The organism is Streptomyces sp. NPDC002754, assembly GCF_053592315.1.
In genome coordinates this window covers 19,659-38,309 of record NZ_JBSFVM010000013.1, presented here as the reverse complement: position 1 = coordinate 38,309, position 18,651 = coordinate 19,659, and the positions used below count along the sequence as shown (strand labels likewise).

Genomic DNA, 18,651 nt, shown 5'->3' with positions numbered 1-18,651 from the left:
CTCCTGTCGTGCTGGGGGCCCGGGGGCGAGGGCGGCCTCGCCCCCGGGGGGCCGGTCAAGGCGAGGGAGTGAAATACGGGCGGGTCCGGCTGGGCTGGTGCTCCTCGCACCGGTGGCCGCACGGGTAGAACCGGACGGGCCGGGCGCCGCACTGGGGGTTCCCGTGGCCGCACGCGGGCGGCGGCTTTTCCTCGCCGGCCGGGACGTCGACGGCGAGCTGACCGGGCACGTTCTCGGGCGGCGGCTCGTCGAGGCGGCGACGCATGGCGGCGAGGCTCGCGGCGGTCGCCCGGGTCACTGCTCGGGCTCCTCGGCCGGCGCGGTGGCCGCGGCCGTCGGCGCGGCCGGGGCGAGGGCGGGCAGGAACTCGACCAGGACGCCCGCACGCCACGCGGCGGCGACCAGGTCGCGCCCGCTGGTCGGCTGGGCCTTGCTCCCCCGGGTGTAGGTGAGGCGGTGCGAGGCGGCCCTCGACGGCCTCAACTCGACGCCGGGCACGTCGTGCACGACACCGGACGTCCCGTCGACGAACTGGGAGGTACCGGCCGCGGTCGCCTCGGCGAGCACCTTGCCGGCGAAACCGGGGCGCACGCTGGTGAGCACCTGGGCGGGCACGAACTCGACGACGTGCTCGGTCGGGTAGTTGTCCCGGACCCACCCGCGGAACGCCTCGGCGTCGACGACCTGGGCCTCGCGCTCGCCCCCCGAACGGGACGACGAACCGACCTTCGTCCCGTCGGGCAACAGGGCGTCGACCTGAGTCGTCCCGCCGGCCTTGTGCGACTTGTCGAGCAGGTCGTCGGCGGTCTTCTTGGCGTCCTTGTACGCGTCCTTGACGTGGTCGAGCAGGGCGCCGAGGACGGCCTGTCGGGTCACGGCGTCGCGGACGACGACGGGGTCGGGTGCGGTCGGCTTGGCTTCGGCCTGCTCGGTCTGGGGCTGCTCGGTCACTGGGCGCCCCCGTTCTCGATCATGGCGCGGAATGCGTCGAGCTGGGCGGCCGGGGCGTGCTCGATCGGCAGGCCGTGAACGCGCTCGAACGCTTCGTCGAGGTTGGCGAGCTGGGCGCGGCTCGCGGCGAGCCTGAGCCGGTTCTCGGCCTCGGCGGCGACCTGCTCGGCGTTGGCAACGCCGGCCGGTATGGCGCCCTCGGCGGCGACCGCGTCGGAAACCGAGTGCGGCGTCGGTCCGGCCGGGGGGCCCTGCTCCTCGGGCGTCGACCGCTCCTCGCCCCCGCCGGTCTGCTGCTTGGCGCCCGGCTTGGTGGCGCCGATGGCGACCAGGCGGGCGAGGTGGTCGGGGTGAACGCCTCGGGCCTTGGCGGCGGCGTGCAGCTCGCGGACGGGGCCGACGGTCTCGGCGGCGTGCGCGTCGCGGAGTTCGCCGAGGCACGTCATGTAGTCCGCGGGGGCGCCGGCCGCTTCGGCGTCGGCGAGGATCGCGGCGAGCTGGTCGGCGTCGGCCGTCTCCGCGGCCTCGGCGAGGTAGTCGCGCGTCGGCGCGGTCGCGGCCGGGGGGCCGTTCGGCGTCGACTGCACGACGGTCGCCGTCTGCTGCATGGGCGGGGCGTCGGTCCGCTCGACGGCGACCGGGTTTCCCTCCTGGTCGACGACGGCGCCCAACTCCTCGGGCGTGTAGATCGCCCCGTGCAGCACTTCGGGGCACGCGATGCGCACGCCCTCGGCAATGCACCGGGCCCGCAGCATGGCGCGCGGGAACTTCTCCCACGGGGTGGGGTCGCCGTGCTTGTCGCGGGCGTACGGGCGGTCGTTCTTGAGCGTGCACAGGCCGGCGGTCACGGCGTCGTCGAGGGTCCACTCGACGACCGTTTCGTCGTCCGGGTCGTCGTGGCGCTGAATACGGACTTCGCACCGGGTGCGCTCGGACTTGATCCGCACGCGGTGCCCGGCGGAGCGGGCGCGGCCGAGCATGAGGTCGGCGGACTGGCACGGCTTGCCCTTGATCACGTGAATCGTCGTGATGGTGGTGACGACGTCGAGGCCGAGGGCGCGGCCGTACTCCAGTGCCCACAGAACGGATGCGGGGTTCTTGCGGTAGACGTCAGGCAGTAGAGGCGTGTTGGCCAGGGACTCGCAGAACTGCCACGCCTCGTAAGGGGACATCTGGGAGAGGGACAGGGCGCCCCCGCGGGCGGGCGCGACCGCGGCCGGGGCGTGGGCGGTGGGCAGGGTGGTGACGGTCACGAGCGGGTGTTCCTGTTCTGTGCGGGGGTGTGGCGGATACGGCCGGCGAGCCTGGTGATCCGGCCGGCGAGGGTGATCGCCGAGTCGGGGTCGAGCAGGTCGTCGAGGTCGACGGCGATCGGGCACTCGGCGGCCAGGGCCTCGCGACTCCCGTCGGCGGCGGCGGCCCTCATGGCGCGCTCGTACTCGGGCATGTCGACCGCATAGATCGCGTGGTCGAGGGCGCGCACGTTGTCGCCGTGGTGGGTGAGCAGGGCGCCGACGGTGTCGGGGTCCTCGGCGTACGCGAGGGCGAGGTCGTCGAGCAGGGACTCGGCGCGGGCTGCGATCGGCAGGCGGACGGCGAGGCCGTCGGCGCTGAGCTGGGGGCGGATCACTGGTGCAGCTCCTCGGGCAGGGTCGGCGCGTCGAGGGCGAGGTCGCCGGCCGCGACGTCGTACGCGTGGGGGCGGGTCCAGTCGGCGGCGGGGAAGGCGCGGCGGAGCAGGCCGCGGGCGGCGCGGTGCGCGGCGCGGTCGGCCTTGAGCGGCAGGCCGAGGGCGTCGTCGAGGCCGACCCACGTTGCGACGCGCTGCTCGCCGTCGCGGTCGGTGGTCACGGGGACGATCCGCACGCGGGCGGTGCCGGGGGCGATCTGGTCGAGCTGTCGGGCGATCACGCCCGTGCGGGCGAGGTGCTTACGGGCGGCGAGGGCGCCCTCGACGGCCTGGGCGGCGCGGGGGGCGGCGGTAGGCTGGGTGGTGTTCACGATCGGTACCTCTCGGGGTTCGGTCGGGCGGGGCCGTCCGGGTCGCTTCCGGGCGGCCCTCGCGCGTTTCAGGCGGCGGCGCGGTGCTCGACGGCGGGCGCCTGCTCGGCGCGCTGCTGCCGTTCGAGGCGGCGCAAGATGAGTTCGGCCTCGGGGTCGAGGCGGCCGGCGGCGCGGTCGCTGTCGCGGCGGTCGCGGGCGGCGTCGAGGACCCGGCGGGCGTTGGCGAACGCCTGCTCGCGGGAGATCACGGGGCCAGTCATGCGGCGGCCCGCTTGACCAGTTGACCAGCGGTTACGCCGTAGTGCTCCTCAACTGCCGCGGCAATGGCGGCACTTGGGGCGGTGCGTCCGTGCCACAGACGCCATGCGGTATTACGTGCAACCTTCAACCGCCTTGCGGTGTCTGACGGGTTGCGGTCGCCTGCTGCCTGGGCGGCTGTGACCAGAGTGGCGCGGTCGTACATAGCGGCATCGTCCTTCCGTGGATGGTTTGTTCTATCCACGGATGGAACGTTAGCACGACGGACGGGTGTTCGGTCTGGCATATGCGAGCGGAGGGCGAACCTCCGAAGTCTGTTGACAGGCGGCATATGCCCGACAACAATCGGTCACCTGTTCGACTGCAACGCCGCAGCTCAGGGGGGTGGACCGTGGCAAACGCGTATATTCCGGGCGCCTTTAAACGATCATGTGGTAGGCACGCCCCACGCGCGGTATGTTCCATCCATGGATCGATCGAACCCCCCGCGGAACAACCGGGCCACGCCCGAAGAATTTGCCGACTGGCTGAGAGCGCAACTCGAACGTCGCGGCTATGACCTACGACCTAGGGGCGGCGGGCAGACACGTTTCGCCGCCGACTCGGGCATCGGACAGGCATCCATCAGCCGCATGCTCCGCGGCCAAGGGATGCCAGAGACGCGCGTACTCGAAGCGCTCGCCGAAACCCTCGACCTCCCGCTCGCCGAGGTCCTGGTCGCCGCCGGCATCCTCACCCGCGACGTGCTGCTCGCCATCCGCCAACAGACCCCCCGCACCGACCCATTGACCCCCGAGGCAGCAGCCGAGGAACTGGGCATCACCGACCCCCAGAAAGTCGAGCTGTTCGTCTCCATGACCGAGACCCTGCGAAAGCAGCGAGCCGAAAACGGCGAGGGACGCATCGCCGAGAACTAACCCGCACGTGCACGGAGGCCGCACAGTGACTCACCGCTACATGCCCGTTCTCGCCATCGCCCTACTTCTGGTGGGACTGTCCGCGGGAGTCATGGGCCTCCTCGGCACCAACGACGATCTATGGCGGGTGGGTCTGTTCTGTGTCCTCACTGCCGTACCGCTGTTCGTCATCCGCGCCGTGCACAACTCCCAGCGCGTAAGTCGCGAACAGCTCGAAGCGGCGGACCAGGCGGGTTACATCCGGGCCCTCGATCACGTCGCGCGCGGCCTGCTCGACGTACCCCAGTCGCCCCACGGCGGCCGGCGCACCGACCGCGAGCAGGTCGCGGGCAACGTGATCACACTGCGCCCGCACCACATCCACCAACCCGAACGGAAGGCACTGTGACAACAGCGCAGATACCTGCCACGTTCAAACGTACGAAGCTGGCTCCGTACGTCGGATACATCCGGGTCTCGACCTGGAAAGAGGAGAAGATCAGTCCGGAGATCCAGCGCGCGGCGATCCTCGAATGGGCCAAGCGCAACGGGGCCGAGATCACCGAATGGATCGAAGACCTCGACACGACCGGCCGCAACTTCAAGCGCAAGATCATGCGGGCGATCGAGATCGTCGAGAAGGGGAAAGAAAAGGGCATCGCCGTATGGCGATACTCGCGCTTCGGACGCGACCGCGCCGGCAACGCGATCAACCTCGCGCGCGTCGAATCCATCGGCGGACAGTTGGTCAGCGCGACCGAACCGGTCGACGCCACGACCGCTATCGGCCGTTTCCAGCGCGGAATGATCCTTGAGTTCGCCGCGTTCGAAAGCGACCGCATCGGCGAGGCATGGGCCGAAACGCACCAGCACCGCCGGGCACAGGGACTCCCGGCCACCGGGCGCCCCCGATTCGGGTACATCTGGCATCGCCGATGGGACGCCCGAACCGAGAAGCTGCAAGACGAGAAGTACGAGCCTCACCACGAGGTCGGCCCGATCGTCGCCGAGCTGTATCGCATGTACACGCACCCCACGAAGCCGAAGGGGTTCGCCTCGCTTTGCGGGTGGCTCAACAACAACGGGCACCGCACCACCCGCGGCACCCTGTGGACGACGCAAACCCTCACCCGCTACATGGACGGCGGATTCCCGGCCGGCCTGCTCCGCATCCATGACGACGACTGCAAGTGCAACGGAAGGAGGACGAACGGCAGTTGCCCGAACTACTTCTTCGCGCAGGGCGCACACGAGGAACTGATCGACTACGACCTGTGGCAGAAGTACCGCGCCAGGCGCACGGAGGTCCAGAACACCCCGCCACGGGCCCGGAACGCCATGTACGAACTGACGGGCATCGTCCGTCACGACGCGTGCCGCGGCGGTACCAGCATGACCACCAACAGGTGGAGGAACGCCGCCGGCGAGGTGATCAACCTCAACGGTCACGCCTACCGCTGTTCGCAGCGTGCAGCGTCCGGCGGCACCAAGTGCGAAGGCATCTGGATTCAGCGCGTCCCCGTCGAGAAGGAGGTCGAGAAGTGGCTCATGCGTGAGGCCGCGCCGGGCGTCGACACCGCGCCGCCGACCGAAAAGGAACAGGTGAAGGTCGACGAGCGGGCCCTCGCCAAGCTCGCCCGCGCCAGGCTCACGGCGGAGTATGAGACGGCCGAGGCCGCCCTTACCCGCCTGATCATGGACCAGGCCGAGCACCCCGAGAAGTACCCGGCGGGGGCGTTCGAGCGGGCGCGCGACACCTACGTGCAGCGTCAGGAGCGGATCAAGCGCGAGCTTGAGAAGCAGGCCGACGTAGCCGAGGCGCCCCGACGCTCAGATTTCGACCGGCTGGTCGTGAGCACCGCGGCCGAGTGGAAGACGTTCAACACGTCCGAGCGGAACGCCATGATCAAGCAACTGGTACGGCGCGTCGTGCTGTCCCGTAAGAAGGACGAGAACGGCGAGCCGATCCCGGGTGGCGAGGGCGTCGCGGTGACGGTGCACCCCCTGTGGGAGCCGGACCCGTGGGAGCGGGCCCGTATCTGTCGAGGGCCGTTTGGGACCGCTACGGCCGGCCTGTGGCTGTCCGCCGAACTCTGGACACGTCCAGACACCTGGGAACAGATTCCCCCGAGGTAGTGACATACCGCGTGGTATGCCCCGAGAATCGCGGACAGGCGCTACCGCCGCGTAACTCAATGGGGAGGCCCACCGGTGTACGGCACGATGCAAGATGTACCGCTGCTTGTCTCGCGGATTCTGGAACACGGCCGGAAGATCCACGGTTCGTCTCAGGTCACCACATGGACCGGCGAGCCTGAACCGCACCGCCGTAGTTTCGCCGAGATCGGCAACCGCGCCGCACAACTGGCGAACGCACTCCGCGACGAACTGGGAGTGAGCGAGTCGGATGTTTTGGGCACTCTCATGTGGAACAACGCGGAGCACGTCGAGGCGTACTTCGCCGTGCCGTGCATGGGCGCCGTCCTGCACACGCTCAACCTGCGGTTGCCCGCCGAGCAGTTGGCGTGGATCGTGAACCACGCCGCCGACAAGGTCGTTCTCGTCAACGGCTCGCTGCTCCCGATGATCGCCCCGCTGCTCTCGAAGCTGCCGACGGTCGAGCACATCGTGGTGTCAGGCCCCGGCGACCGCTCCGTACTCGACGGCGCCTCCGCGCAGGTGCACGAGTACGAGGAGCTGATCGCGGACCGGCCGACCACCTACGACTGGCCCGACTTGGACGAACTCCGGGCCGCCGCCATGTGCTACACCTCGGGCACCACGGGCGACCCCAAGGGTGTCGTCTACTCGCACCGCTCCATCTACCTGCACTCCATGCAGGTCAACATGACGCAGTCGATGGGCCTCACCGACGCCGACACCTCGCTCGTCGTCGTCCCCCAGTTCCACGTCAACGCCTGGGGCCTGCCGCACGCCACGTTCATGACCGGCGTGAGCATGCTGATGCCGGACCGCTTCCTGCAGCCCGCGCCGCTCGCCGAGATGATCGAGTCCGAGCGCCCCACGCACGCCGCCGCCGTCCCCACCATCTGGCAGGGCCTGCTCGCCGAGCTCACCGCCAAGCCGCGCGACGTCTCCACGCTCACGCAGGTCACCATCGGCGGGGCGGCCTGTCCGCCCTCGCTGATGAAGGCGTTCGACGACCTGGGCATGCGGGTCTGCCACGCCTGGGGCATGACGGAGACCTCGCCGCTCGGCACCGTCGCCCGTCCCCCGGCGAGCGCCGCACCGGGCAGCGAGGAGGAGTTCGCGTACCGGCTCACGCAGGGCCGCTTCCCGGCCGGCGTCGAGGGGCGGCTCACCGGCCCCGGCGGCGAGCAACTGCCCTGGGACGGCGAGTCCGCGGGCGAGCTGGAGGTGCGCGGCCCCTGGATCGCGGGCGCGTACTACGGCGGTTCCGGCAATGAAGTGCTGCGCCCGGAGGACAAGTTCAGCGAGGACGGCTGGCTGAAGACCGGCGACGTCGGCACCATCAGCCCCGACGGCTTCCTCACGCTCACCGACCGCGCGAAGGACGTCATCAAGTCCGGCGGTGAGTGGATCTCCAGCGTCGACCTGGAGAACGCGCTGATGTCCCACCCGGACGTCGCCGAGGCCGCGGTCGTCGCCGTCCCCGACGACAAGTGGGGCGAACGGCCGCTCGCCACGGTGGTGTTGAAGGAGGGGGCGAGCGCCGACTTCGAGACGCTGCGTTCGTTCCTCGCCGAGAAGGTCGCGAAGTGGCAGCTGCCGGAGCGCTGGACGATCATCCCTGCGGTCCCGAAGACCAGCGTCGGCAAGTTCGACAAGAAGGTGCTGCGCAAGCAGTACGCGGAGGGGGACCTGGACGTCACCAGGCTGTGACGGCCTGTTTCACGTGAAACGGGGGCGGCTCGAAAGGGCCGCCCCCGTACGTGTGTTGAGGCTCGGAGCCCGAGGCTCAGGACCCGAAATTCAGGGCTCGAGATTCAGTTCGTGCCGATTTTCGCCAGTACGTCCACGATCCGGCCCTGCACCTCGGTGCTCGTCGACCGCTCCGCCAGGAACAGCACCGTCTCCCCCGCCGCGAGCCGCGGCAGCTCGGCGGGCTCCACGGCGGCCGTGTAGACGACCAGCGGAGTGCGGTTCAACTGCCCGTTCGCGCGCAGCCAGTCGATGATGCCTGCCTGCCGGCGACGTACCTGCAGCAGATCCATGACCACGAGGTTCGGCCGCAGCTCGGACGCGATGGCCACCGCGTCCGCGTCGTTCGCGGCCCGCTCGACCTGCATCCCGCGCCGCTCCAGGCTCGCGGTCAGGGCGAGCGCGATCTCCTCGTGCTCCTCGATCAGCAGCACCCGCGGCGGGTGCTGCTCGCTGTCCCGAGGGGCGAGCGCCTTGAGCAGCACGGCGGGGTCGGCGCCGTACGCGGCCTCGCGCGTCGCCTGTCCGAGGCCCGCGGTCACCAGGACCGGCACCTCGGCGGCGACGGCCGCCTGGCGCAGCGACTGGAGCGCGGTCCGCGTGATCGGCCCGGTCAGCGGGTCCACGAACAGTGCGGCGGGGAACGCCGCGATCTGCGCGTCGACCTCCTCACGGGAGTGCACGGTCACCGGGCGGTAGCCGCGGTCGCTGAGCGCCTGCTGCGTCGACACGTCCGGCGCGGGCCAGACGAGGAGTCGGCGCGGGTTGTCGAGCGGCTCGGGCGGCAACTCGTCGTCCATCGGCATCGGCTGCGGCCGGTTCGCGACCTCCACGGCACCGCCGGGGCCGTCCAGCGGCTCCGGGCCCTCGACGCCGTCCTGGTCGGGCGCGCCTATCGCGTAGGCGCGACCGCCGCCCTCGGAGGCGTTCGGCGACAGGAGCGGGGTCTGCTGCGGGTGCGGCCGGGCCTGGGCACCGGCCTGGGTGCCCTGCGGAGGCGTGCCGGGAGCGGCGCCCTGGGGCGGGGTGCCCTGGGCCCGGGTGCTCGGCGGCGGGGTGGTCTGCGCCGGGGGCTGCGGGGTGCTGCCGGTGTCCGGCTGCTCCTTGCGGTTCTCCTGCCGGTTGGACAGCTTGCGGCGCCGTCCGGAGCCACCGAGGGTGCCGGAGCCGCCCTGTGTCTGGCCCTGCGTCTGGCCTGCCGCAGGGCTCGGCTGCGGCGCGGCGCCCGGCTTCGGCGGAGCCTGCGGCGGCAGCGGCTGGACCGGTGGCTGCGGACGACGCTGCTGCGAGGCGACCTGGCGCCCGAACGGCACGCCCTGCCCCAGCGTCCGCACGCTGAAGGCCCGCCCCTGCGTCGAGTTCGTGTCACCGGAAGGGGCCGGGTCCTGAGCCTGAGCCTGCGGCTTCGGGGCCTCGGCGGGCAGCGGCTGGGCCGCGGCGGGGGTCGGGGCGCTCTCGGCCGGGGCCGCCGGGTCACTTTCCGGTTCGTCGGCCGGGGCGGTCTGCGGCTGGGGTTCGGGCTGGGCCGCGGATTCGGGTTCCGGCTGGGGCTTCGCCTGCATCGCGGCAGGGGCAGGGGCAGGGGCCTGGGCTAGGTCCTGGTCCGCCGCCGGTTCCTCCGGCTTGCTGACCGGTTCCGTACCCGGTTCCGTACCCGGCTCGCTCCCCGGCTTGTTCTCCGGCGGCAGCGCGGCGCCCGCGCCACCCGTCGTGGGCGTACCCAGGGCGGGAGTTGGCTGCGCCGGGTGCGGCTGCGGCGGCGTGTGGCCCGCGGAGGGGTGCGCCTCGGCGGTGTCGTGCTGGTGCGCCTCGTCCGGCACCGGAAGGGGCTGCGGCTGTGGCTGCGCGCCGCGTTCCTGAGGGGCGTCCTGCGGTACGTCACTGGGAGCGGGCTGCACATCGGCCTGCCGACCGGCCTGTTCGCCCGCCTGCGCCTCGGCCCGCGCTTCGGCCTCGGCCTTGGCCTCTGCCCGGTACTCCGGCGTGCGGTCGGCTTCGGCGGGCGGCAGCGCGAACACCTCGCGCGGACCCGCCTGCTGCTCCTTCGCCTGCTGCCCGCGCACCGCCGGAGCGCCCTGCGCGTCCTGTGCCGGTTGCGCGTTGCTGAGCGCGCGCCGGCCTCGGCGCCCGGAGGGCTGCGGGGCCCCGGCACCGGCCAACTCCAGCTCGCCCTGAGCCGGTTCGGCGCCCTGCTCGTCCGCTGGGGTGGACCCGGACGGCAGCGCGGGCAGGGCGGCCTGCTCCTGATGCCCGCCGCGCCGGGCCCTGCGCCCGGTCGGCGAGGGCACGCCCTGCGGCGGCACCGTTTCACCCAACGTCGGGGAAGCCGCATCGTGTTCGGACGAGGTCACCACGGCGCCCCGGGCGGCGTTCTCTTCCGGGGCAGGTCGTCCGCGCCTGCGGCCCGTACCGCTGGAGGGAGCCGGTTCCGGCTGCCCACCGCCCGAGACGCTGCTCTCCAGGAACGCGTCCGTCGAGGGCCCGGCGGCCCGCCGCGCCCTGCGGCGCCTGCTGCCGCCACCGGTGGCCTGCGCGGGAAGGTTCGGGTTCGCCTTGGCGGAGGCATCGTGCGAATCGGTGGCCTCGGAGCCCTCGACGGAGACGTTGGCGGGCACACCGCCGGGAGCCTCATCGGGCCCCGCCTCCTGATCGAGACCACCATCGGCCCCGGGAACGACCCCGGCGGCAGGAACGCCCCCACCATCAGGAACGACCCCGGCCCCCGTCCCGATCGGTACTTCGAGGACGTACGCGCTGCCGCTCATCCCCGGCATCTCGTGCGTCTGCAGCACACCGCCGTGCGCCCGCACGATGCCGTGCACGATCGGCTCGTGCACCGGGTCGCCGCCCGAGTAGGGACCGCGCACCTCGATGCGTACGTTCGCGCCCCGCTGCGCGGCGGCCACGACGACGGTCGAGTCGACGTACCCGGAGGTAGCGGGTACCCGGGCGTTGCCGGTCGCGTCGATCCCGGCGACGTCGGCGATCAGATGCGCGAGCGCGGTCGCGAGCCGCCCAGCGTCCACCTCGGCCTCTATCGGCGGCGCGTGCACGGCGAACTGCACCCGGCCGGGCCCGATCAGCTCGACGGCCCCGTCGACACCGGCGGCCACGACGGCGTCGAACATGACCTTCGTACGGGAGAGCAGGGAACCGCCCTCGTCCAAGGTCTGATAGGCCAGCACGTTGTCGACGAGCGTTGTCATCCGCGAGTACCCGGCGGCCAGGTGGTGCAGCACCTGGTTGGCCTCGGGCCACAGTTGGCCGGCGTCGTCCGCGGCGAGCTGGCTCAGCTCGCGGCGCAGCTCGTCCAACGGGCCGCGCAGCGACTGCCCGAGCACGGCGAGCAGCTGCGTGTGCCGTGCGGCCAAAGCCTCGTAGCGGTCCTTCTCGCGCTCCGCGAGCGAGGCGCCCCGCTCCTTCTCGGCGGACAGCTCCTCGGCGTGCTGCTCGCGGACGGCGGCGAGTTCACCGGTCAGCGCCTCGCGTACGGACGTGAGCTCGGAGCCCAGTTCCTCGCGTACGGACGTCAGCTCGGAGCCCAGCTCCTCGCGCACCCGCGCCAGCTCGGCGGCGCCCTCTTCACCGACCCGCCGCAGCTCGGCGGCGTGCTCCTCGCGCTCCTGCTCTGCGGCCTCGTCGCGCCGGGCGATCTCCTCGGCGTGCTCGACGGCCTGCTTCTCGGCGGAACGGCGGTCGGCGAACGTCATGACGGCGCCGACCAGTTGGTCCCCGTCGCGGACCGGCGCCGTCGTCATGTCGACGGGCACCTTCGCGCCGCTCTTGGCCCACAGCACCTGTCCGCGCACCCGGTGCTTGCGCCCGGAGCGCAGCGTGTCGGCGAGCGGCGACTCCTCGTACGGGAACGGTTCACCGTCCGGACGCGAGTGCAGGATGAGCGGATGCAGCTCCTGCCCGCCCAGATCGCTGGCCCGGAAGCCCAGGATCTGCGCGGCGGCAGGGTTGACGAGCACGATCCGCCCGTCGGTGTCGGTGCCCACGACGCCCTCGGACGCGGCGCGCAGAATCATCTCGGTCTGCCGCTGCGAGCGGGCCAGTTCGGCCTCGGTGTCGACGGTCCCCGACAGGTCCCGTACGACGAGCATGAGCAGCTCGGAGCCGCTGTAGCTCTGGCCGCCACCGGTGCCGTACGGATCCATCGCTTCGCGCGCGCCGTCGGAGAGATTGGCGGAGGTCACCTCGACGGGGAACTCGACGGCGTCGGTGCGGCGCGCGGTCATCCGCGTCGGCTTGGTCCGCCCGCGTTCGTCGGTCGCGGTGTCGGGCCGGCGCATGGAGCCGGGGATCAGCCGCGAGTCGAACTCGGGCAGGAGGTCGAGCAGGCCGCGCCCCACAAGTGCCGTGCCCGGGGCCTCGAAGGACTCCAGGGCAATGGAGTTGGCGTTGACCACGGTTCCGTTGGTGTTGACGAGCAACAACCCGTCCGGAAGCGCGTCAAGTATGGCTGCGAGGCGAGCAGCGCCTCGGGATGGCCTGCTGCTCACGACGACGGTTCCTCCCTGATTACTGCGACTTGCCGACCGCGTGGACCATCTTGCCTCGTGGCCCACGACGTATCACGGGAGGGAGTCTACGGGCAGAGGTTGAACTCGAGGCGCCGGATGCGACGGAGCCCACGTAGAGGATGTGGGGATCCCGGGCGGGCCGAGTCACGAGTCTGTGACCGTGGGACCGAGGGTCACGGCCCCGTCGCAGGCAGCACGGGCTCGAGCTGCTGCCACCGGGCGATCTCGCACCCGTTGCTCAATGAGTAGGAGGAGTCGACGAAGCGCCCGTGCCAGGTCCCGGTGACGCGGGCGGTGGCCTGGCCCCCGTACTGCATGGTGCAGCGCGCGTCGTCGGCCACCGGGGCGAACGGGTCCACGCCCTGTGCCTCCAGCTCGCCGAGCCGCCCGCAGGCCGCGCCGGGATCCGAGTGCGTCCCGCCTACCGGCGAACACTCCAGCTCGTACGTCCCGTCGCCGCCGTTGTCCGAGTCGGCGACGGTGACGGTCAGGTGATCGAGCCCAGTGTCCGCGTGCGCGGCGACGGGAGTGGCCGCGAGGAGGGCGAGCGGGCCGACGACGGACGCGACGGAGCCGACGGAGGCGATGAGTCGAGAAGAGATGCGCATGAACATGCCGTGTTCAACGCCCGTACCCACCCCGACGTTGCGGCCCGACACCCCCGGCTTTGCCCTGTGGCCTGCCCTCCTAGTACCGTAGGAGGCGATTGGTGACGCGCCGCTCAGCTGTGTCATCATCTGCACGCACCCACTCGCGCATCCGCGAGAGGGAGCTGCGCTGGAGGCGTCGCCTAGTCCGGTCTATGGCGCCGCACTGCTAATGCGGTTTGGGGTTTACCCCCCATCGAGGGTTCAAATCCCTCCGCCTCCGCACGCTGACCAGGGAGTTCATGTCATTCGGCATGGGCTCCCTCGGTCGTTTCCGGGGCGAATTCACAGCACATCGGAACCTTGATCGTCCGGGCCATCCGACAGTGACCGCGCCGAGTGTCCAGTTGGGCCAGATTTGTTCGCCGGGGTGAGGCGGTTCGTCTGATCGCCTTCGCTGCACCCGACGCACATGGCACAGTCGCCGCTATGACGTTGGACGACCTGCCGCGCTGGTTGGGCGGCTGGTGTGTGGACCAGTTGGGTAACGAGCCGGCCAGTGTGCTGTTCGAGCGGCGGTCGCTATCGGCGGTGTTCGGGCTGAAGCTGGTCGATGGACGAGACGTCGTGGTGAAAGCGCGGGAGGCCGACGGCCGGGCCGCTTCGTGTCTCGCCGCCCAGGCCCGGTTGGCGGAACGCGGGTTTCCTTGCGCCCGGCCGCTCACGCCCGTGGTCGGCGTCGGTGCGCTGGCCGTACACGCCGAGGAGTCTCGGGCAGGCGGGGAACTGCTGGGCGGCAACTCGCCGGACGTCGCTGTGCGCTACGCGGCGGTGTTCGCCTGGCTGATGGCCGAACTCGCCGATGTGACCCCGGCGCCGCCGCCGAATCCGCGCTGGGTGCGTTGGGACCATGCGGATTCAGGGACGTGGCCGGCCATCGACTTCCTCGATGAGCGGGACCAGAGCGCTGTGCCTGAGTATGTCGTCGAGACAGCCGAGCGAGCCCGGACGCGGCTGCTGGCCACCGGCTTACCGTGCGTGCTGGGCCACGCCGACTTCGAAGCGCAAAACCTCCGCTGGCACGACGATGACGTGTGGGCCGTGCACGACTGGGACAGCCTGGCGTGGCAGCCGGAGGCGGCGCTGGTGGGTGCGGCGTGCGGGGCGTTCGCCAGCGTCTCGCCGCCGACATTGGCCCCGGTCGAGAGTTCTTCCGCGTTCCTGGAGGCCTATCAGGATCTCCGAGGTCGTAGCTTCACCGTGGAGGAGCAGGAGATCGCGTGGGCCGCCAGCTTGTGGCCGGCGGCGCACAATGCCCGCTGGGAGGCGCTGCACGACGACCCCCCGAAGTCCGGTGACGCCGTCCGCGCACAAGCAGACGAACGTCTCCGCCGAGCGAATGCCTAGTGCTTCTCAGGAGAGGTCGTCAGGTCGATCAGGCTTCAACGTCGACGACGAAGGGCTCCTGACCCGGCTTCGGGAGCGGTGACCCAAGGAGTAGAAGCCGGTGCGCGTCGCGCAGGCCGCGATGCTTGTACCGCCCGGTCCGCGCAAGCATGGCCGCGTCCGCTCAACGCGTGTGCGCGGCTTCACTTGCGCCCCCGGCAGTTGGAGTAGAGGGCGAGCCCAGCCAGTATGAGGATGCAGATCCCGATCACGATCAAGAGGTCGCCGCCAGGAAGGGCCTCGCCGGTTGTGTTCGGCATGCGGCTCACTGTCTTCACTCCCGCTCGATAATCCCCCCCCCGGCTGTCGATGTGTGCGGGGGACGCTTAGCGGCGGGGCTAGGCGGACGAAAGTTGATCACAGGGGTTCGTTGTGGGTCCCACATACCTCGGGGCGACGTGCCTCGTCATGGCAGGCGACTGGCACAGCCGCCCTTGGCCGCGAGTCGCCGGTGTGGGCCAGCCTCTCTGAATGACCTGCGATGACGTGCTTGGGGGGAGTCACCCCTCGTGGTCGTTCGGCGAGGGGCAGACCGTTGTTGATGCGGCGTGGGGTTTACCCCCATCGAGGGGCGGTCCCTGCGTCTCCGCAGCAAGATCCGAAGACACGGTCCTGGGGGCCAGGGCTTCGGTGCTTTTCGGGGGTGGCCGCTGACTGCCTCGAAGTGCGTTTTCGCAGGTCAGGCCAGGTGGGGCAATCGGATTTCACATGGCGGCGGCAGTCATGTAATGTTCTTCTTGTCGCCGGGACGGGCCGAAAGGCCGGGAGCGGGGACAAGGAAAAATAGAAAAAAGCAAGCACTCGTAGCTTAACGGATAGAGCATCTGACTACGGATCAGAAGGTTGCAGGTTCGAATCCTGCCGAGTGCACACTGGTCAGAGGGCCCCGGACGATGAGTCCGGGGCCTCTTGCGTTTTCGGGTGTTGTCAGTGGCGTGCGTCATCCTGGCTCTATGACGTGGTGGTGCACCGGGATGCGGTGGCGTGGGGGCGGGCCGGTCTTCGGGTGGGTGGGGGACGGCGGGGCCGAGCGGGAGAGCGGGGTGCGGTTCGGGGAGGGCGTCGCGTTTCGGGTCGGTGGGGAGCGGCGGTGTCTCGGGGTGTGGCGGTCGGGGCGGTGGACCGTCTGTCCCGGGCGGGATGCCGTGCCGGTGCGGGGGACGCGGGCGCAGTGCGCGGAGTGTGCCGCGATCGACCGGTCGCGGTCCGTGGCCGCGGACACCATCGCCGATGACCCGCGGCCGTACCACGTGTATTTGGCGTGGTTCGGGGATGGGCTCGTGAAGGTGGGGATCACGGGCACTCGGAGGGGCCCTGACCGGCTGCTTGAGCAGGGGGCCGTTGCCTTTACATGGCTGGGGCGGGGGCCCCTGATGGCGGCGCGGCGGGCCGAGGAGTTGCTGCGGGTGGCGCTCGGGGTGCCGGACCGGATTCCGTACGAGAGGAAGCGGGCCGTGCGGGGCGGGTTGCCGGGGGTCGAGGAGCGGGGCGCCGAGTTGGTGCGGGTGCATGGCGTCGCGGCGGGGCTCGAGCAGTGGCCCGAATCGTTGGAGCGGCTGCCGTGGCAGGTGGTGGATCACGGGGAGGTTTTCGGGCTCGGCGGGATCGATCGTGTTGATGCCGTCGTGGGCGGGCTCGGTGAAGGGGACGTCGTCGCGGGGCGGGTGGTCGCCGCCGCCGGGCCCGATCTGCATCTCGTGGAGGCCGGCGGAGAGCGGCGGCTCGTCGTCGATACGCGGGTGCTCGCCGGGTGGCCGTTGGAGCGGGTGCCGCAGGGGGAGAGCGGGGTCGGAGGGGCGAGGCTCGAGGTGCGGGAAGTTCCGGGGGTGCAGGGTGGGCTCTTCTAGCGGGTCGGCCGACCGGCTGGTCCATTCCCTTCCGGTACGCCGGGGAACGAGGGATCGTAGGGACATGAGTGATCACGCGTATGCGACTGACGGGCCGGCAGTCCGGCCGTTGCCCGCCTTCGAACCGCCCTATTACGTCGTGGTGTTCAGCTCCGTGCGGACCCCGGGAGACCGTGGCTACGGGGAGGCAGCCGACCGGATGGACGAGCTGGTCAAGGAGATACCGGGGTACCTGGGGCACGAGTCCGCACGCAATCCCGGTGGGCTCGGGATCACCGTCTCGTACTTCCGGGACTCCGCCGCCATCGAGCAGTGGCGCTCCGTCGGCGAGCACCGCGCCGTGCAGAAGCAGGGCCGCGCCGAGTGGTACGAGCGGTACACCGTGCACGTCGCCAAGGTCGAGCGCAGTCAGGGGTTCGAGCGTGACTGAGCCCGGCCCCGACCACGGCGACCGCCTCGACTCCGAGCCCCAGCAGGTCGCCGCGTTCCTCGACCGGTACCGGCTCCCCGGCCTCGTCGACGTGCACACCCACTTCATGCCCGAGCGCGTGCTCCGCAAGGTGTGGGCGTACTTCGACTCTGCCGGGCCGCTCGTCGGGGCCGAGTGGCCGATCACGTACCGCGAGGAGGAGAGCGAGCGGCTGGCCCGGCTGCGGGAGTTCCGCGTCGAGGCCTTCACGTCGATGCTGTACCCGCACAAGGCGGGCATGGCGCGCTGGCTGAACGAGTGGGCGGCCGGTTTCGCCGCGCGTACGCCCGACTGTCTGCACACCGCCACGTTCTTCCCCGAGCCGGGCGTCGAGGCGTATGTGCGCGATGCCCTGGACGCGGGGGCGCGGGTGTTCAAGGCGCATGTGCAGGTGGGTGCCTATGACCCGAACGATCCGCTGCTCGATCCCGTGTGGGGGCTGCTCGCCGAGGCCGGGGTGCCGATCGTGGCGCACTGCGGGTCCGGGCCCGCGCCCGGAAAGCACACCGGGCCCGAGCCGATCGCGCGGCTGCTCGCCCGGCATCCGCGGCTGCCGCTGGTCGTCGCGCACATGGGGATGCCCGAGTACACCGACTTCCTCGCGCTCGCCGAGCGGTATGCGCAGGTGCGGCTCGATACGACCATGGCGTTCACCGACTTCGTCGAGCGGCACTCCCCATTCCCCAGGGACGAGCTGGGGCGGCTCGTCGACCTCGGGGACCGGGTGCTGCTCGGCAGCGACTTCCCGAACATCCCGTATCCGTACCTGCACCAGCTGGAGGCCATCGAGCGGCTCGGCCTCGGGGACGACTGGGTGCGGGCCGTGTGCAGGGACAATGCCGCAACGCTGTTCGGGCTCTACTGAGCACGGCCCCTTGTTCGTTTCTCGGATTCGTTTCTCAGAGTTTTCACAGGTACGGGAAAGGGTGCTCTCAGAGGCGCGTCGCAAGCTTGCGCCATGACCGCGACCTCGCCCCAGGGGCGTACCGAACTGCTGAGGCCGGACGGAAGCCCCGTCCGGGTGCTTGTCGTGGACGACGAGCAGTCCATCACCGAGCTGTTGTCCATGGCCCTGCGCTACGAAGGCTGGCAGATCCGCACCGCGGGGGACGGGACGGGGGCCATGCAGACGGCCCGCGAGTTCCGGCCCGACGCCGTCGTGCTCGACATGATGCTGCCGGACATGGACGGGCTCAGCGTGCTCGGGCGGATGCGCCGCGAGCTGCCGGAAGTGCCCGTTCTCTTCCTGACCGCCAAGGACGCCGTCGAGGACCGGATCGCGGGGCTCACGGCGGGTGGCGACGACTACGTCACCAAGCCGTTCAGCCTCGAAGAGGTTGTCGCGCGGCTGCGTGGGCTCATTCGCAGGACCGGCGCCGCCGACCGGCGCAGCGAGTCCGTGCTCGCCGTCGGCGATCTGATGCTGGACGAGGACAGCCATGAGGTGTCCAGGGGTGGGGACAACATCCATCTCACCGCCACCGAGTTCGAGCTGCTGCGCTTCCTCATGCGCAATCCGCGGCGCGTGCTCAGCAAGGCGCAGATCCTCGATCGCGTGTGGAGTTACGACTTCGGCGGGCAGGCGAACGTCGTCGAGCTCTACATCTCGTACCTGCGCAGGAAGATCGACGCCGGGCGCGAGCCGATGATCCACACCCGGCGCGGCGCCGGCTATCTGATCAAGCCCGCCATGGCCGCCAGCACGACGTCGTGAAGCGCAGGGGCCGGCCTCAGACGCTCCGGACGCGGCTCGTCGTCACGGCC

At 71.0% G+C, this 18,651-nt stretch carries 17 protein-coding genes and 2 tRNA genes; 11 read left to right on the top strand and 8 right to left on the bottom strand.

The genetic code is table 11. The annotated features are described in order from the left end of the window. Window positions 1-55: 55 nt before the first annotated feature. The 6 genes from ACWD2L_RS24520 to ACWD2L_RS24495 form a co-directional block, all read right to left on the bottom strand. Window positions 56-298, bottom strand: coding sequence for an aromatic ring-opening dioxygenase LigA (locus ACWD2L_RS24520; RefSeq protein ID WP_451191335.1), 243 nt, complete (start codon window positions 296-298; stop codon window positions 56-58). Further along, window positions 295-951: a hypothetical protein gene (locus ACWD2L_RS24515; RefSeq protein WP_451191332.1), complete on the bottom strand. Its 657-nt coding sequence runs from the start codon at window positions 949-951 to the stop codon at window positions 295-297. Before ACWD2L_RS24515 ends, ACWD2L_RS24520 begins: the two co-directional genes overlap by 4 nt. Further along, on the bottom strand, window positions 948-2,204 hold the full coding sequence (locus tag ACWD2L_RS24510; RefSeq protein ID WP_451191329.1) for a recombinase RecT: 1,257 nt from the start codon (window positions 2,202-2,204) through the stop codon (window positions 948-950). The genes ACWD2L_RS24515 and ACWD2L_RS24510 overlap by 4 nt, the downstream gene beginning before the upstream one ends. Then, on the bottom strand, window positions 2,201-2,581 hold the full coding sequence (locus ACWD2L_RS24505) for a hypothetical protein (RefSeq protein ID WP_451191326.1): 381 nt from the start codon (window positions 2,579-2,581) through the stop codon (window positions 2,201-2,203). Before ACWD2L_RS24505 ends, ACWD2L_RS24510 begins: the two co-directional genes overlap by 4 nt. Next, window positions 2,578-2,952, bottom strand: coding sequence for a hypothetical protein (locus ACWD2L_RS24500; RefSeq protein WP_451191324.1), 375 nt, complete (start codon window positions 2,950-2,952; stop codon window positions 2,578-2,580). Before ACWD2L_RS24500 ends, ACWD2L_RS24505 begins: the two co-directional genes overlap by 4 nt. A 68-nt stretch (window positions 2,953-3,020) precedes the next feature. Beyond that, on the bottom strand, window positions 3,021-3,215 hold the full coding sequence (locus ACWD2L_RS24495) for a hypothetical protein (protein WP_451191321.1): 195 nt from the start codon (window positions 3,213-3,215) through the stop codon (window positions 3,021-3,023). A gap of 465 nt (window positions 3,216-3,680) precedes the next feature. Between ACWD2L_RS24495 and ACWD2L_RS24490 the strand changes: the two genes are divergently transcribed. The 4 genes from ACWD2L_RS24490 to ACWD2L_RS24475 all read left to right on the top strand — a co-directional run bounded on the left by ACWD2L_RS24490 (window position 3,681) and on the right by ACWD2L_RS24475 (window position 7,973). Then, window positions 3,681-4,130 carry a helix-turn-helix domain-containing protein gene (locus ACWD2L_RS24490; protein ID WP_451191318.1) on the top strand — a complete coding sequence of 150 codons (450 nt, stop codon included), beginning with the start codon at window positions 3,681-3,683 and terminating at the stop codon, window positions 4,128-4,130. 40 nt (window positions 4,131-4,170) lie between these two features. After that, window positions 4,171-4,518, top strand: coding sequence for a hypothetical protein (locus tag ACWD2L_RS24485; protein ID WP_451191315.1), 348 nt, complete (start codon window positions 4,171-4,173; stop codon window positions 4,516-4,518). Beyond that, entirely contained in the window at window positions 4,515-6,245 is a 1,731-nt protein-coding gene (locus ACWD2L_RS24480) for a recombinase family protein (RefSeq protein ID WP_451191312.1), read from the top strand. Before ACWD2L_RS24485 ends, ACWD2L_RS24480 begins: the two co-directional genes overlap by 4 nt. A 75-nt stretch (window positions 6,246-6,320) precedes the next feature. Continuing rightward, window positions 6,321-7,973 (top strand): long-chain fatty acid--CoA ligase, encoded by a 1,653-nt coding sequence (locus ACWD2L_RS24475; RefSeq protein ID WP_451191310.1) that lies wholly within the window; start codon window positions 6,321-6,323, stop codon window positions 7,971-7,973. A gap of 104 nt (window positions 7,974-8,077) precedes the next feature. On the opposite strand, the gene ACWD2L_RS24470 is transcribed toward ACWD2L_RS24475, so the two are convergent. Then, on the bottom strand, window positions 8,078-12,517 hold the full coding sequence (locus tag ACWD2L_RS24470) for a PAS domain-containing protein (RefSeq protein WP_351332040.1): 4,440 nt from the start codon (window positions 12,515-12,517) through the stop codon (window positions 8,078-8,080). Window positions 12,518-12,711: 194 nt separating this feature from the next. Then, complete coding sequence (locus ACWD2L_RS24465) at window positions 12,712-13,152, bottom strand: SSI family serine proteinase inhibitor (protein ID WP_451191307.1); 441 nt, start codon at window positions 13,150-13,152, stop codon at window positions 12,712-12,714. Window positions 13,153-13,317: 165 nt separating this feature from the next. Here ACWD2L_RS24465 and ACWD2L_RS24460 point away from each other — a divergent pair. The 7 genes from ACWD2L_RS24460 (at window position 13,318) to ACWD2L_RS24430 (ending at window position 18,601) form a co-directional block, all read left to right on the top strand. Next, window positions 13,318-13,408: transfer RNA gene (locus ACWD2L_RS24460), tRNA-Ser, on the top strand. Window positions 13,409-13,614: 206 nt separating this feature from the next. After that, window positions 13,615-14,532, top strand: a complete 918-nt coding sequence (locus ACWD2L_RS24455) for a phosphotransferase (protein WP_351332035.1) — start codon at window positions 13,615-13,617, stop codon at window positions 14,530-14,532. Window positions 14,533-15,368: 836 nt separating this feature from the next. Further along, window positions 15,369-15,441, top strand: a tRNA-Arg gene (locus ACWD2L_RS24450). 104 nt (window positions 15,442-15,545) lie between these two features. Beyond that, complete coding sequence (locus ACWD2L_RS24445) at window positions 15,546-16,418, top strand: DUF2797 domain-containing protein (protein ID WP_351332275.1); 873 nt, start codon at window positions 15,546-15,548, stop codon at window positions 16,416-16,418. 64 nt (window positions 16,419-16,482) lie between these two features. After that, a complete protein-coding gene (locus ACWD2L_RS24440; protein WP_351332033.1) occupies window positions 16,483-16,848 on the top strand; it encodes an antibiotic biosynthesis monooxygenase family protein in 366 nt (121 codons plus the stop codon). After that, entirely contained in the window at window positions 16,841-17,752 is a 912-nt protein-coding gene (locus tag ACWD2L_RS24435) for an amidohydrolase family protein (RefSeq protein ID WP_351332031.1), read from the top strand. The genes ACWD2L_RS24440 and ACWD2L_RS24435 overlap by 8 nt, the downstream gene beginning before the upstream one ends. Before the next feature lie 93 nt (window positions 17,753-17,845). Next, entirely contained in the window at window positions 17,846-18,601 is a 756-nt protein-coding gene (locus ACWD2L_RS24430; RefSeq protein WP_351332028.1) for a response regulator transcription factor, read from the top strand. Window positions 18,602-18,651 lie beyond the last annotated feature (50 nt).

What these genes read in the sequence shown, in the direction of transcription:
- ACWD2L_RS24495 (WP_451191321.1), bottom strand. Translation starts at nt 3,215, where the DNA reads ATGACTGGCCCCGTGATCTCCCGCGAGCAGGCGTTCGCCAACGCCCGC.
- ACWD2L_RS24490 (WP_451191318.1), top strand. Translation starts at nt 3,681, where the DNA reads ATGGATCGATCGAACCCCCCGCGGAACAACCGGGCCACGCCCGAAGAA.
- ACWD2L_RS24485 (WP_451191315.1), top strand. Translation starts at nt 4,171, where the DNA reads ATGCCCGTTCTCGCCATCGCCCTACTTCTGGTGGGACTGTCCGCGGGA.
- ACWD2L_RS24465 (WP_451191307.1), bottom strand. Translation starts at nt 13,152, where the DNA reads ATGTTCATGCGCATCTCTTCTCGACTCATCGCCTCCGTCGGCTCCGTC.
- ACWD2L_RS24455 (WP_351332035.1), top strand. Translation starts at nt 13,615, where the DNA reads ATGACGTTGGACGACCTGCCGCGCTGGTTGGGCGGCTGGTGTGTGGAC.
- ACWD2L_RS24445 (WP_351332275.1), top strand. Translation starts at nt 15,546, where the DNA reads ATGCGGTGGCGTGGGGGCGGGCCGGTCTTCGGGTGGGTGGGGGACGGC.
- ACWD2L_RS24440 (WP_351332033.1), top strand. Translation starts at nt 16,483, where the DNA reads ATGAGTGATCACGCGTATGCGACTGACGGGCCGGCAGTCCGGCCGTTG.
- ACWD2L_RS24430 (WP_351332028.1), top strand. Translation starts at nt 17,846, where the DNA reads ATGACCGCGACCTCGCCCCAGGGGCGTACCGAACTGCTGAGGCCGGAC.